This is a genomic window from Cupriavidus sp. YR651 (assembly GCF_900101625.1).
Lineage (GTDB): Bacteria > Pseudomonadota > Gammaproteobacteria > Burkholderiales > Burkholderiaceae > Cupriavidus.
Genome location: NZ_FMYZ01000001.1, coordinates 1,146,332 through 1,160,385, shown reverse-complemented (window position 1 = coordinate 1,160,385; position 14,054 = coordinate 1,146,332). Strand labels below are relative to the sequence as shown.

At 65.5% G+C, this 14,054-nt stretch carries 13 protein-coding genes; 7 read left to right on the top strand and 6 right to left on the bottom strand.

Annotated features, from left to right (window positions below; all coding sequences use genetic code 11):
• Positions 1-45 precede the first annotated feature (45 nt).
• Together BLR29_RS05225 and lgt are read left to right on the top strand one after the other, a co-directional pair.
• A complete protein-coding gene (locus BLR29_RS05225) occupies positions 46-999 on the top strand; it encodes a LysR family transcriptional regulator (RefSeq protein ID WP_092135087.1) in 954 nt (317 codons plus the stop codon).
• Positions 1,000-1,050: 51 nt separating this feature from the next.
• On the top strand, positions 1,051-1,866 hold the full coding sequence (gene lgt / locus BLR29_RS05220; RefSeq protein WP_092135085.1) for a prolipoprotein diacylglyceryl transferase: 816 nt from the start codon (positions 1,051-1,053) through the stop codon (positions 1,864-1,866).
• Positions 1,867-1,896: 30 nt separating this feature from the next.
• Here the strand turns inward: lgt and BLR29_RS05215 are convergent, their stop codons facing one another.
• Together BLR29_RS05215 and BLR29_RS05210 are read right to left on the bottom strand one after the other, a co-directional pair.
• Positions 1,897-2,958, bottom strand: coding sequence for a M48 family metallopeptidase (locus tag BLR29_RS05215; RefSeq protein WP_092135084.1), 1,062 nt, complete (start codon positions 2,956-2,958; stop codon positions 1,897-1,899).
• Between the two features lie 19 nt (positions 2,959-2,977).
• Positions 2,978-4,027 (bottom strand): YjgN family protein, encoded by a 1,050-nt coding sequence (locus BLR29_RS05210; protein WP_092135486.1) that lies wholly within the window; start codon positions 4,025-4,027, stop codon positions 2,978-2,980.
• 820 nt (positions 4,028-4,847) lie between these two features.
• Here BLR29_RS05210 and BLR29_RS05205 point away from each other — a divergent pair.
• From BLR29_RS05205 to BLR29_RS05185, 5 genes are all read left to right on the top strand, one after another.
• Complete coding sequence (locus tag BLR29_RS05205; protein ID WP_092135082.1) at positions 4,848-5,576, top strand: GntR family transcriptional regulator; 729 nt, start codon at positions 4,848-4,850, stop codon at positions 5,574-5,576.
• A 128-nt stretch (positions 5,577-5,704) separates the two neighbouring features.
• On the top strand, positions 5,705-7,123 hold the full coding sequence (locus BLR29_RS05200) for a malonyl-CoA decarboxylase domain-containing protein (RefSeq protein ID WP_092135080.1): 1,419 nt from the start codon (positions 5,705-5,707) through the stop codon (positions 7,121-7,123).
• 105 nt (positions 7,124-7,228) lie between these two features.
• The gene (locus tag BLR29_RS05195) at positions 7,229-8,239 is read left to right on the top strand and encodes a Bug family tripartite tricarboxylate transporter substrate binding protein (RefSeq protein WP_092135079.1); all 1,011 of its coding nucleotides are present in this window, start codon (positions 7,229-7,231) and stop codon (positions 8,237-8,239) included.
• The gene (locus BLR29_RS05190; protein WP_092135077.1) at positions 8,239-9,021 is read left to right on the top strand and encodes an enoyl-CoA hydratase/isomerase family protein; all 783 of its coding nucleotides are present in this window, start codon (positions 8,239-8,241) and stop codon (positions 9,019-9,021) included. The genes BLR29_RS05195 and BLR29_RS05190 overlap by 1 nt, the downstream gene beginning before the upstream one ends.
• Positions 9,022-9,096: 75 nt before the next feature.
• On the top strand, positions 9,097-10,650 hold the full coding sequence (locus BLR29_RS05185; protein WP_092135075.1) for a malonate--CoA ligase: 1,554 nt from the start codon (positions 9,097-9,099) through the stop codon (positions 10,648-10,650).
• 87 nt (positions 10,651-10,737) lie between these two features.
• On the opposite strand, the gene BLR29_RS05180 is transcribed toward BLR29_RS05185, so the two are convergent.
• The 4 genes from BLR29_RS05180 to BLR29_RS05165 form a co-directional block, all read right to left on the bottom strand.
• Entirely contained in the window at positions 10,738-11,562 is an 825-nt protein-coding gene (locus BLR29_RS05180) for a hypothetical protein (protein WP_092135074.1), read from the bottom strand.
• A 380-nt stretch (positions 11,563-11,942) separates the two neighbouring features.
• Positions 11,943-12,635 carry an SIMPL domain-containing protein gene (locus BLR29_RS05175; RefSeq protein WP_092135072.1) on the bottom strand — a complete coding sequence of 231 codons (693 nt, stop codon included), beginning with the start codon at positions 12,633-12,635 and terminating at the stop codon, positions 11,943-11,945.
• 97 nt (positions 12,636-12,732) lie between these two features.
• A complete protein-coding gene (locus BLR29_RS05170) occupies positions 12,733-13,545 on the bottom strand; it encodes a sulfite exporter TauE/SafE family protein (RefSeq protein WP_092135071.1) in 813 nt (270 codons plus the stop codon).
• Positions 13,546-13,555: 10 nt separating this feature from the next.
• Complete coding sequence (locus tag BLR29_RS05165) at positions 13,556-13,996, bottom strand: EVE domain-containing protein (RefSeq protein ID WP_092135485.1); 441 nt, start codon at positions 13,994-13,996, stop codon at positions 13,556-13,558.
• Between the last annotated feature and the right edge of the window lie 58 nt (positions 13,997-14,054).

The window sequence follows — 14,054 nt, the reverse complement described above, 5'->3', positions numbered from 1 at the left end:
TATTATTTGACCTTCATTGAGTCGAAAAACATATCAGGAGCCCGTGTGGACTTGCGTCAGCTGCGGTACTTCGTCACGGTGGCGGAGGAGTTGCATTTCGGCCGCGCCGCGCGCCGGCTGGCCATGACACAGCCACCGCTGTCGCAGCAGATCCAGGCGCTGGAGGAGGAAATCGGCGTCCAGCTGTTCGCCCGCACGCGGCGCTCCGTGATGCTCACGCCAGCCGGCCAGCAGTGGCTGCCCGAGGTGCGCCGCGTACTGGCCGATGCCGCCGCGTTGCCAGGACTCGCCCAGCGGCTGGCCCGGGGGGAAATCGGGTCGCTGGCGCTGGCGTTCGTCAGCACTGCCGACTACGGGATCCTGCCCGAACTGCTGCGGCATTTCCGCGCACGTCACCCGGAGGTCCAGCTGCAATTGCGCGAAGCCACGAGCGATGTCCAGCTGGAGGCGCTGATCGATGGAACCATCGACGCGGGCCTGGTCATTCGCCCGCAATTGCCGACGATGCCGCACGGGCTCTCCTACCTGCCACTGGTGCGCGAGCCTCTGGTGCTGGCCGTGCCCGACGGCTGGCGGCCCGCCGGGCGCGACGCGGACGCAACGACGCTGCAGGCCGTGTCCCTGCGCGAGGCCGCGCACGAGCCGCTGATCATCTTCCCGCGGCGAAGTGCGCCGGCGTTTTATGACATCATTACGGGCTACTACGCGCGCGACGGCCTGGTGCCCGTGATTGCCCAGGAGGCGATCCAGATGCAGACGATCGTCAGCCTGGTCTCGGCTGGCATGGGCGTGGCACTGGTGCCCGCGTCGCTGTGCAATCTGCGGCGGACGGGGGTGTCCTACCTGGCGCTGCGCGATGCCGGGCCGGAGATCGAAACGGGGCTGGTCTGGCGCGAAGGCGCGGCCGGCGTGGCACCCGTGCTGAGGTCCTTCATCGACATTGCCACGGGGCTCGCCACCGCCATCGGGTTGACGCACGATGCTGGCATAACGTCATAGCCGGACCGTCCGCGCCGCCAACCACAACATCCAGCCACTTTCACGACAGCCATGCTCGTTCATCCGCAATTCGACCCGGTCGCCATCCATCTGGGGCCGCTGGCCATCCGCTGGTACGGCCTCATGTACCTGGCCGGCTTCATCATGTTCCTGTGGTTCGGCCGCCTGCGCATCCGCCAGCCGCATATCGCGGCGCGCGGCTGGGTCACGCGGGACCTGGACGACATGCTGTTCTACGGTGTGCTCGGGGTCATCCTGGGCGGCCGGCTTGGCTATGTGCTGTTCTACAAGCCGAGCTACTACCTCACGCATCCGCTGGAGATCTTCAAGGTCTGGGAAGGCGGCATGGCATTCCATGGCGGCTTCCTCGGCGTGCTCGTCGCGATGTGGGTGTTCTCCAAGGTGCGGCGCCGGCATTGGATGGAAGTCACCGATTTCATCGCGCCAATGATTCCGTGCGGCCTGGCCGCGGGACGGATCGGCAACTTCATCAACGGCGAACTCTGGGGCCGCCCGACCGACCTCCCGTGGGGGATGATCTTCCCGCAGGCTGGCGACAACATTCCCCGCCACCCGTCGCAGCTCTACCAGTTCGCGGGGGAAGGCGTCGCGCTGTTCATCATCCTGTGGCTGTTCGCCCGCAAGCCGCGGCCGATGGGTGCCGTGTCGGGGGCGTTCCTGATCGGCTACGGTGGTTTCCGCTTCCTGGCCGAGTTCGCGCGCGAGCCTGACACGTTCCTCGGGCTGCTGGCGCTGAACTTCTCGATGGGGCAGTGGCTCAGCCTGCCGATGATCCTGATCGGCGTGCTGTTGATGGTGTGGGCCTATCGCCGTCAGGCAGGCGCAGCCGCAGGGGCCGCGCGCTGATGTCCTCGCCGGCCCATTGAGCGTGATCGCCTACTGGCCGGCGTTGCGTATGGCGTCGATCCGCTCGCGCGTGAGCGGGTGGGTCGAGAAGAAGCCGGAGGCGTCGTCCCCCTCCGTCTCCTTCTGGTCCCGTCCGGCCCGCTGATTTTCCTTGCCATTTCCGGCGCGCCGTTCGTGCGCGTCTTCCAGCTTCTGCAACACATCGGCAAATGCCGATATCGGCAACCGGTTCTGCCGCATCACGTCGACCGCGTAGGCGTCGGCCTCGCGCTCGTGATCGCGCGAGTAGCGCATCGTCAGCAGCGCGGCGGGGACCGTGGCCAGCATCGATGAGAAATCGCCAAACATGTAGGCCGCCAGCGCACCCACGGCCGAACCCTGGATGACCTGCTGCAGGCCGTGGCGCTGCGCCACGTGGCCGGCCTCGTGGGCGAGCACGCCCAGCATTCCCGTATCCGTGCCGATCAGCCGCACGAGTTCGTCGGTCACGACGATCGTGCCGCCGGGGAGTGCCAGGGCATTGGGGCCGATCCGCCCGCCTTTGCGAAAGAGGATCTGATAGTCATGGCCGGGATCGTCCGGACGGCGCAGCGCGGCAAAACCTTCGCGGATGCGCTGCTGCTCGGCGGCAGGCAGCGCGGTGGGCGCGACGAGGCCATGATCCAGACTGTCGAGCGTGGCGCGGCCCAGTTGCGCCTCGATCGAAGCCGGCACCGCATCGGCCAGCCACGACGCCGTCCAGGGCAGCAGGTAGTCGTAGGAAAGGACGATGACGACGACCAGCCCGAGTGCGGACGCACCCGCCAGCCGCCAGCTGTTCTGCGCGCGGGACACCCAGCCTTCGCGATGGCCGGTCGCCGCCAGCATGGCCTCGAAGGTGGCGTGGTCGGCAATCTCACAGTACGCGCCATCGTCGAACGTCACCAGCCGCGGCGCGCGCTTGTTGCGTTCGGAGACGCGCAGCGAGGCCAGCGGCGTGCGCCGCAACTCTTCGCCATCGGCGTCATGGAGGATGGCCTGGCCGCCGGTCACGATCAGCACCACCGGGTGGGCGCGCGAAGAGCGCGTGTCGAAATACTGGGCGGCGACCATGGCGATCCTTCGTTGACGCTCAGAGAGCGATGTCGATGTCGTACCAGTCGACCGCCGCATCGCCGAGCGCGCCGACCTGTTCGGCTTCTCCGGCGACAAAGGCGTCGAGCGGGCCAGCCGCCAGCATCGTCATCGACTCCACGCGATAGCGCGTGGCCCGGACACGCGCGAACGGCAGGAACAGGCCGAGCGTCAGCACGATGCCAATCAGGTTGGTCAGCGAGATGAAGAGCAGGCGGCGCGCACGGACCTCGCTGCGGAAGCGGTGCGGGGCCAGCGTGGTGTGGTTCCAGACCAGGTTCTGCAGGCGTGCGGTGAAGTACGGGCGAATCATCAGGAAGCCGAGCGAGGTGCCGATCGTCATCATGCCGAGGATCACCGCCACGACCGTCCCGGGCTGGCCGGCCGCAGCGCCAAGCGCGACGCCTGCAACGGCGGACGCCAGCATGAACGCGGCCATCACCATTCCCGTGCGCAGATACGTGCCATAGAAGTCGCCGGCGGTGGCGTCAAAGGCAAACGGTGCGGTGCCGAAACGGGTGTTGTTGTGCTGATAGCGCTTGAAGCGCTGATGCGCCAGCGGGGCCAGGGCATACAGCGACAGGGCCGTCAGGATGGGCCAGAGCAGAAAGACCTTGTAGGCCTCCGCATCGTTGCCGGCGAAGGCGAACCGCAGGCCGCGATAGCTCGAATTGGCCATGCGGAAACGCAGCGAGCGCAACAGCAGGAACGGGAACACACCCGCGAATACCAGGACCAGCGCGAGCGTCAGCAGCGGCGACACGATGCCGCTGAACTGGAATAGCCCGGCCAGCACGAAGACAATGGCGCGGCCCTTGAGAATCGCCATCGGGCGGCCGTGATAGTCGAACGTGGCGCCGTCCAGGCTTGTATTGCGGTAGAAGTACTGCAGCGTGCGGACCTTTGCCCACGCCGAGTAAATGCCCAGCGTCACGATCGACAGCAGCGTGTTGACGATCCAGATCCGGAAGAACTCGGAGCCTGATCCGGTGAAGGACAGCTGAAGCGAACGCTGCGGAATGTCCTCCACGGGTGTGCCGCCGCCCATGGTGACGCCGTTGTGCGAATCCCATTGCATGATTGACCTCTCCCTGATTCGGGCATGGCTTGCCCTTGTTTCGTTTTTGCAACCGTTTGGAGCGGCGCGTTAGTGCTTCGCGCCACACATTGTCGCATCGCTGTGGCGGCAAAGAATCACAAAGCGGGCCCTGGACCGGGCATGGACGGCATTCGCTGCGATCGGTAGCGTAGCCGAGGTCGTAACGACGGAGAAACATCCTGTTACATCGCTGCCATCTTGTAACAAGTCTCGGATCATCCCCCTTAATGGAATCAATGACTTGCCGGGTCTGGCACGGTCCTCGCTTTTAAGTCTGTTACAAGAACAGGCGGGCCAGGCAAAGCCAGCCAGCGGGAGCGCCGGGGGCAGGACATGCACGGGCGATGCATGGGGCGCTACCGATAACGGAAAAGAGATAGCCAGCGGGAAATCCCGCGTCCGCCAGCCGGACGCTTTTGACAGGGGGTGGGCGCGGGGCCAGTGCCCGGCATGTCAACTCTGACCCACGTGCGACCGGTCTTGCCGGCCGACGATGAGACGTCTGATGGCGGTTCTTTCAGGCGCGGACGGTCTTCTGCAGGGAGGCAGGGGACCGTCCGCCGCACCTCGTTGATTCCCTTCGTATCATTTCTGCCACGGCAAGCGCTGCGTTCGCGCATCGATCGATGCCCGCGCGCCACAGGTTTGTCGCCAATTGCCGCTTTGCAGCATCGAAAGCACTTGATCCGGCGACACCGTTCTCCATAATTATGAATTATTGCGGCGTAATCGCCGCCTGGCCGCAGTGCTTCCGGTCTGGAGAGCCCTCATGCGTATTGTCCAGCAGGCGTTGTACCTGGAAGTGGCGGACCGGCTGCGGGCCATGATCGATGACCGCTCGCTGATGCCGGGTGCCTGGATCGATGAAGTGGCGCTGGCTACCTCGCTTGGCATATCGCGTACCCCGTTGCGCGAGGCGCTCAAGGTCCTCGCGGCGGAAGGTCTCGTGCGGCTGGAGCCCCGGCGTGGCTGCTTTGTCAACGCGCTCACCGAGCAGGACCTCGACGAGATATTTCCGCTGATGGCGCTTCTGGAAGGACGCTGCGCCTATGAGGCTGCCCGCAATGTCACCCAGGCCGATCTGGACGCGCTGGAAGGGCTGCATGCCGAACTGGCGCGCTATGCGCAAGCGGGCGACATCGATGCCTACTACGAAACCAATTACCAGATTCACGAGGCGATCCAGCGACTGGCGGGCAACCGCTGGTTGTCCGGCGTGGTCAGTGATCTGCGCAAGGTGCTGCGCTTGTCGCGGCACAAGAGCCTGAAGCTCCAGGGACGCATCCATGAATCGTGCGCGGAACACATGTCGGTGTTTTCCGCGCTCAAGGCGCATGACCCGGAAGGTGCCGAGGTGTCGATGAAGACCCACGTGCTGCGCCAGCGCGGCGCGTTGCGTGCGCTGGATCAGGCGGACCCCGCGCCAGTGCCGGTGCCGGCGGCGGTACACGACGCACCCACTATCCGTAGCCGCCTGCGGCTGGCGGGGGAGGGTTGAGCCAGCCCCATTGATCCCCGTGTCCGTCATGTCTCGATGGCCGGTTTGCCGCACCCGTCGCATCCGCGGATCCGCCTGAATCGCTTTGCTTGCATCCCTCGCTTAACTCGTTGACCGCAGGACATCCCATGAGCGCCCTCGATCCCGTCGAACAGAAAGTCAGCGCCCCGCTGGAGGCCACCGAGCCCGCCGGCGATACACTGCTCTCCCGCTTTGGACGCTGGTGGAGCCGCAAGGGCGAAGCCGATGCGAACGCCAGCAAGCCCGCGAAGGCGAGCACGCCTGAGACGCTCTCCACACGCGCGATCAAGCGCCAGCGCGAACAGTTGCGCCAGTGTTTCGATGCACGCCTGACCGATGGTGCCGCCAACGCCGCCGCGCAAAGCTGGCAGGCCGAATACGAGGCGGCGGGCGAACCGGTGCGCCAGGCCATGCTCGCCGTGCTGGCGGAAGTTGCTGCCGGCAGCGATGCGGCCGGAGCGCAGCCGGCCACGGCGACCGGGCTATCGCAAGCGTTGTCCAATGCACGCATCCGATTCTTCAAGCGGCTCGCCGCGCTGCACGGCCAGCGTGGCAACAGCGCCTGCGGGCTGCATTTCCTGATCCAGTTGCGCGCGGACATGTTGCGCTGGCACAAGCGCGTGCCGGGCCTGCGCGTGCTCGACGAAGACCTGGAAGCGCTGTTCTCCAACTGGTTCGACGTCGGCCTGCTGGAGTTGCAGCCGATCACGTGGGATTCGCCGGCATCGTTGCTGGAAAAGCTGATTCGCTACGAGGCCGTGCACGAAATCTCGTCGTGGACCGACCTGCGCAACCGGCTCGATTCCGATCGCCGCTGCTACGCATTCTTCCACCCGCGCATTCCGCGCGAGCCGCTGATCTTCGTGGAGGTGGCCTTCGTTCCCGAGATGGCCGCCAACGTCCATGCGCTGCTCGACGAAGCCGCGCCGCTGGAAGACCTGCGTCGCGTGAAGTGGGCCATCTTCTATTCCATCTCCAATACGCAGGCCGGCCTGCGCGGCGTCAGCTTCGGCAATTTCCTCTTGAAGCGTGTCATTGAAGAGCTCCAGCGCGAGTTTCCGAAGCTCAAGCAATTCGCCACGCTGTCACCGATCCCGGGGTTTGCCGACTGGCTCCGCAAGCAGGATGGCGAAGCGATTGCACGCGTGCTGGGTGACAAGCGGCTGTCGCGCTGGGCGGACCGCCTCGGCGCCGCGCCGGCGGATGGCGCCGCATGGCTGGCCGCGCTGCCGGCCGATGCGGAGGAACCGGTGGTGCGCGATACCGCGCTGACGCTGGCTGCGCACTATCTGGTGCGCGCGGGCGGAAAGGGCCAGCCGGCCGACCCGGTGGCGCGTTTTCACCTGGGCAATGGCGCCTGCGTGGAGCGGCTGAACTGGGGTGCGGATCTGTCGAAAAAAGGCCGCGCCCAGTCCTGCGGGATGATGGTGAATTATCTTTACGAGCCAGAAGCGCTGGATGACAATCTGGCACGCCTTGGCGATGGCAATCCCCGCGTCAGCAGAGCGGTGGCAAAGCTGCTGTGACCCGTGGGTCGGGCACGGATAACGCCAGGCAGGGTTTTACTTTTGTCGGGTGGTTTGCAGTACTTCGATTGACTTTCCGCAGCAAGTAGAGAGAGGAGACAGTACATGAATCGTCGTCAGTTCAATCTGACCGCGTTTGCGCGCGTGTGTGGGGTGGTCGCCGGTGTGGCAGCCGGTGCCGCGGGGTCGTTGTACGCACCGGCCGCGCAGGCCGATACCTGGCCGAGCAAGCCGGTCACCGTGATCGTGCCATTCCCCGCCGGCGGCGGCACGGACGCGTTTGCGCGTCCGCTGACGGCACAGCTTTCCAAGCAGCTCGGCAAGCAGTTCGTGATCGACAACCGAGGCGGCGCGGGCGGCACGCTCGGCGCGAGCCTGGCCGCCAAGGCGGCCCCCGATGGCTACACCATCTTCATCGGCGGCGCGCACCACGCGATTGCCCCGTCGTTCTACAAGAAGCTCGACTACGACATCGAGAAGGACTTCGTTCCCATCACCGTGATTGCCCAGCCGCCGCAGGTGATCGTGGTCAACCCGGCCAAGGTGCAGGCCAACACGCTGAAGGAACTGATCGCGCTGGTCAAGGCGAATCCCGGCAAGCTGAACTACGGCTCGGCCGGCAACGGGTCCGCGCATCATCTGGCGGGCGAACTGTTCAAGCTGCAGACGCAGACCTTCATCACCCACATTCCCTACAAGGGCGCGGGCCCGGCGCTGTCCGACCTGATCGCCGGGCAGGTGGACATGATGTTCGACGGCCTGGGTTCTTCGGCGCAGCACATTCGCGCGAACCGCATCAAGGCATTGGCGGTGGCCTCCAAGACGCGATCGGCGGCATTCCCCAACGTGCCGACGGCGGCGGAGGCAGGGGTGCCCAACTACGAGGTGTCCACGTGGTACGCGCTGTGGGCGCCGAAGGGCACGCCGAAGGAAGTCGTCGACAAGCTCTACGCCGAGACCACCAAGGCGCTGAACAGTCCCGAGATGAAGCAGATCTGGCTGCAGAACGGTTCGGATACGCCGGCCTTCACGCCGGACCAGTTCGCGCAGTTCCAGCACGCCGAAATCAAGCGCTGGGCGGACGTGGTGCAGCGCTCGGGCGCCAAGATCGACTGATGAGCGGCACTGTCACGTTCGCGCGCGACGGGGCCGTGGCCACGGTCACGCTGTCGCATCCCGGCAAGCTCAACGCGATTTCGGCCGAGATGTGGCAGGCGCTGACCGCCGGATTCGCGGGACTGGCGGCGGATCGTGCGCTGCGCTGCGTGGTGGTGCGCGGGACTGACGGCAACTTTGCCGCTGGCGCCGACATCGCCGAGTTTCCGGTGGTGCGGGGCGACGAGGCGTCGCTGCGCCGCTACCACATGGATATCATCGCGCCCGCGCTGGCGGCCATCGCGAATTGCCCGCATCCCACGCTGGCGATGATCGAAGGCGTCTGCGTCGGCGGCGGGCTGGAGATCGCCTGCCACTGCGACCTGCGCATCGCTGCAGCCGGCAGCCGCTTTGGCGTGCCGATCAACCGGCTTGGCTTTCCGATGGCACCCGGCGAATTGCGCGGCCTGCTGGCCCTGGCTGGCCGGGCCGTGACGCTGGAAATCCTGCTGGAAGGCCGTGTGTTCGATGCCGCCGAGGCCGAGCGCAAGGGCCTGCTGACCCGGGTGGTGCCGGAGGCTGCCTTGCATGACGAAGTGGCCGCCACCGTGCAACGGCTCTGCGCTGGCGCGCCGCTCGCGGCCCGCATCAACAAGGCGACGATTCGCCGCCTGTCGCCCGACCCCGCACCGCTCACGCAGGCCGAGCTTGACGCGCACTTTGCCTACGCCGGCAGCCGCGATCACGCCGAGGGGGTGGCCGCCTTCCTGGCGCACCGGCCGCCCGATTTCACCGGGGAGTAAGATGGCGGCCGGCCGGGCAAACCGACGCCCGGCGCCGCCAGCAATCCCGGCATCTTCATTTCATCGATCCGTACCATGAACGCCAATCTGTTCGCCCTGTTCGAATCCCGTTTCCCGGACGACCGCACCGCATGCTGCATCGAAACCCATGACGGCCTGTACTACACCTGGGACGACCTGGACCGTGCCACGGCCAAGCTGGCCAACCTGCTGACCGCGCTGAAGCTGCCCGCTGGCGCGCGCGTGGCGGTGCAGGTGGAAAAGTCGCCCGAGGCGCTTTTCCTGTACCTGGCCACGCTCCGTGCCGGCTACGTGTACCTGCCGCTGAACACGGCGTACCAGGAGGCGGAGATCGACTACTTCGTCGGCAATGCCGAGCCGGCCGTGGTGGTGTGCAGCAGCAACAATTTTGGCTGGGTGTCGAAGGTGGCCTTCCGCCACGGCACCGCCCACGTGTTCACGCTGGACGAGAACCGCACCGGATCGCTGCTGCAGCGTGCCGCCGCGCAGCCTGACACGTTCCGCACCGTCGACATGGCGGCGGACGATCTCGCGGCCATCCTCTATACCTCCGGAACCACGGGGCGCAGCAAGGGTGCGATGCTCTCGCACCACAACCTGGCATCGAACGCGCAGACGCTGCACGCGTACTGGGGCTGGCGCAGCGACGACGTGCTGCTGCACATGCTGCCGATCTTCCACGTGCACGGCCTGTTCGTCGCCTCCCACGGCGCGCTGCTGGCCGGCGCCAAGATGATCTGGGCACCCCGGCTCGACATGGCGCAGATCCTCAAGTTCCTGCCGCGTGTCACGGTCATGATGGGCGTGCCCACGTACTACGTGCGCATGCTGCAGGAGCCGCGCTTCGACAAGGAGACCTGCCGGAACATGCGGCTGTTCGTGTCGGGTTCCGCGCCGCTGCTGCTGGAGACGTTCGACGCATTCCGTGAGCGCTCCGGCCATACGATCCTGGAACGCTACGGGATGAGCGAGACAGTGATGCTGGTGTCGAATCCGTACGAGCCGGCGCTGGGCGAACGCATCGGCGGGACGGTGGGCATGCCGCTGCCGGGCGTTTCGGTGCGCGTGGTGGACGGCGAGGGCCATGCCTGCGCGCCGGGCGTCATCGGCAACGTGGAGGTCAAGGGCCCGAATGTGTTCAAGGGCTACTGGCGCATGCCGGAGAAAACGGCCGAGGAATTCACGGCCGATGGCTGGTTCAAGACCGGCGACGTGGGCCGGTTTGGCGGCGCCATCGTCAGCCAGGTTGGCGAGCGCGCAGTGCCTGACACGTACCTGACGATCGTCGGCCGCAGCAAGGACCTGATCATCTCTGGCGGCTACAACGTGTACCCGAAGGAGATCGAGAGCTTCATCGACGAAATGCCGGGGGTGGCGGAGTCCGCCGTGATCGGCGTACCGCATGCGGATTTCGGCGAGGCGGTGGTGGCGGTGGTGGTGCGCAAGCCCGGCGCCGAGATCGACGAGGCCGGCATGATCGGCTCGCTGAAGGGGCGCATCGCCAACTTCAAGGTGCCCAAGCGCGTGCACGTGGTGGATGAGCTGCCGCGCAACACGATGGGCAAGGTGCAGAAGAACGTGCTGCGCCAGCACTTCGCGACGCTGTAAATGCTGTTGCCACATAGCCCGCAGCGAATGCCATGCAGGCGCATGGGGTTCGCTGCGGGGTGCATTGAAAAGACCTCCGAAACCTGCTCAGAAAAGAGAGGCCAGCTGCTGGTCCCACTCATGCATATCCACGTCGCAAGTCCTGAGCCCTATCGTCATGGATCGGGTCGCTTCCGAGTACGCGACATCGGTGACGGTGAAGCGGGAGAATGGCAGGAACACGACTTCCTCCTCACCGTCGCGTAGCAAGTCGGTAATGTTGGGTCCAGCAAGAACGGTCGTGCGCTCTATTTCATAGAGAACGTTGATTTCGTCAGGCTTGAGGTATTCCAGCTCGGCACGGAACGAATGCGCCACGTGATCGCTTCCGGATGCACTGGTAAAGGCGTGAAAGGTGATATTCGTTCCTTCCTCGATCTCCAGCATGTCGGCCAGTTTCCTGATTTCGCCCCGGTAGAGCATTTCGTCGCAGTGGTGGGTGTTGTTCGCTTTTTCCACCATGATCTGGTGCATCAAGGCCCGGGTCAGCTGCACGACTACGGCGTTATCGAAAGTGCCTTCCGGGTAGTCTCTCAGCAGTCGGTTGATGCCGACATATCCGGCTTCGCCGTAGTCGCTGATGGCATACCAGTCAACAAACAGACATCGCCGGAATGCCGATGCGTTGTTGAACATTTCAATCTGGTCGTCCAGATCGAGCGTGGTCTGGCTGTCGATATAGTCCGGCATATAGACAGTCAGGAGCTCGGCGCGGGCAAGCTGACTATTCTCCAGCCGGCGGCTGACGGGTTCCCCATGCAGCAATGCATCGAGATATCGAAGGTGTTGGGCTTCCCCCGTCCGGATATCAGTAGCCCAGCGCGCGTGGGGAGCCGTAGGGGATACGGGGCTTTGAGACGAGACGCGAAGCATGACTGACGATTTCCTCGGATGAGCGCAAGCAACCGCTGGTGGCATGGGTCCGTAAGCGTGTGGATGCCGTCGCAAGGTGGCCGAATGTCCTGTTTTGCATAGGCCACTTATACCTGCCAGGTTGGCATCGTGGCTTCTACAAAGCGCGTAATCAGGCTGGGGTGCGGGCAATGAGCAATGGGGATGTCGAGCACCGATGGAGAGTCGGGATGGGTCGACGAGGGGTACCCGCAAGGGGCGGGTGAGAGGACGCGCCGGCTCCACTGCCAGAGGCCGTGGATAGCCGGACGGGGATGCGCGTCATGACAACGATGGTCGCCATGACGGCTGAGCGAGGAGTGTTGTGGCTCGCGGAAGGCGCGCGTCTGCGCGCCGACTTCTTACTTCAGCATCTGAACCGACCCATTGACCGATACGGTCACCTGGGTCTTGCCGCCTTCCACCGGAATCGGCGCGCCGGCATCGGCGGACATCGCCTTGGCCGCATACATGCGCGGCATCGGGGGCACCATGCCGCCGGATTCGTTCACTGACACTTCCCGGATCGAATAGCTGCCATAGCCGAACAGCCTGGTCGTGGCCTGCGCCTTGTCGCGGAATGCGGCGACGGCCTGGTCGGCCAGTTTCGTCTCCGCCGCCTGGCGGGCCTCGCGGGACAGCGAGAACGCGACGTTTTGCACCTGCATCTGGTTGGCCAGTTCACCCGCCAGCTTGGACACGGCGGCAAAATCCTTCGACTGCAGGACGATTTCCGAGCGGCCGCGCCACGTGCTGATGCGCCCGTTGCGATCGGTGTTCGGATGGATCGTGAAGCCACCCGACTGGGCCTCCACGCCTGCGGTGCGCTTGGCCTGCGCCAGCACGGCCTGCGTGCGTGCCGACAGTGCCGACGAAATGGCTAACGGCTCGGCGCCCTCCTGTTCGGCAGCCAGCGTGAGGTGGACCACATCGGTAGGGACCTCGGTCGCGGCCTGCGCGGAGAGGGACAGCACGCCAGAGGGCGGCGGCACGGTCTGCGCGGATGCCATTGCGGCGGTAGTGCTGAGCAGCGAGGCAGCAAGCAGTTTCTTCATATTGTTCTCCCGATCAAAGTGATGGCAATCAGACGCATCGCCCCGCGCTTCGTTCCGCATGGGACACTTCGCGACTGTATCCGGGTGTTTCAACGGATCAGAAGGTTTGCCAGGCTTTCCAGAGCATGTAGGTGGCCAGGCACAGCAGCAGCGCGGCAAAGACCCGGCGCAGCACGCCCATATCCATGCTGTGGGCCGCCCGCGCGCCCAGCGGCGCGGTCAGCACGCTGGCGATGGCGATCACGGCCAGCGCGGGCAGATAGACGAAGCCGAGCGACCCGGGCGGCAGGCCCGTCTCGTTCCAGCCGCCCCACACGTAGCCGACGACGCTGGCCAGTGCGATCGGAAAGCCCAGTGCCGCGGACGTGGCCACGGCATTGTGAATCGGCACGTTGCACCACGTCATGAAGGGCACGGAGATGAAGCCGCCACCGGCACCGACCAGGCTCGACACCATGCCGATGACGGAGCCCGCACCGACCATGCCCGCCGGCCCCGGCAACTGGCGTGACGCGGGCGGCCGCCGGCTGCGCAACATCTGCAATGCCGAGACGCCGACGAATCCCGCGAACATCAGGGAGAGCCATCCGGTCTTGAGCACACTGAAGATCTTGCCACCGCCAATCAGCCCGCCAAGCAGGATGCCCGGCGCCAGTGCCAGAACGATCGGCCAGCGTACCGCGCCGCGCTTGTGATGGGCGTGCACGGAAGACAGCGACGTGAACAGGATGGTAGCCATCGACGTGGCGATGGCCATGTGAACGATGGCGGCGTCGGGAAACTGCATGCCGGTGAAGAGCAGCGTCAGGAACGGCACCATCAGCATGCCGCCGCCCACGCCCAGCAGGCCGGCGCAGAAGCCGGTGAATGCGCCCAGGACCAGCAGCCCGGGAATCAGGACAGGATGCATATCCGGCCAGTCACTTCATCAGCCGCTCGGTGATGTAGCGCCACTCCGCGGGCGTGACCGGCGTGATGGAAAGCCGGTTGCCGCGACGGAGCACGACCATGTCGGCCAGGGCCTCGTGTTCGCGCAATGCCGGCAGCGGAATCAGCGCGCTCTTCTTCACGAAGCGTACGTCGACGAGCGACCAGCGCGGGTCCTCCTTTTTGGAGGCCTTGTCGTAGTAGTCGCTCTTGGCGTCGAACTGCGTGGGGTCGGGGTAGGGCTGCGAGCAGACCTCGGCGATGCCGGCAATGCCGGGTTCGGGGCAGGACGAGTGGTAGAACAGCACGCCGTCGCCGATGCGCATCTGGTCGCGCATGAAGTTGCGCGCCTGGTAATTGCGGACACCGGTCCAGGGCAGCGTGCCCCGCTCGGAGAGATCATCGATGCTGGCTTCGTCCGGTTCGGACTTCATCAGCCAGTACTGGCGGGCGCGTTGGGCGTTGGGAGGCGTCACGGTACCAGTCGGTCAG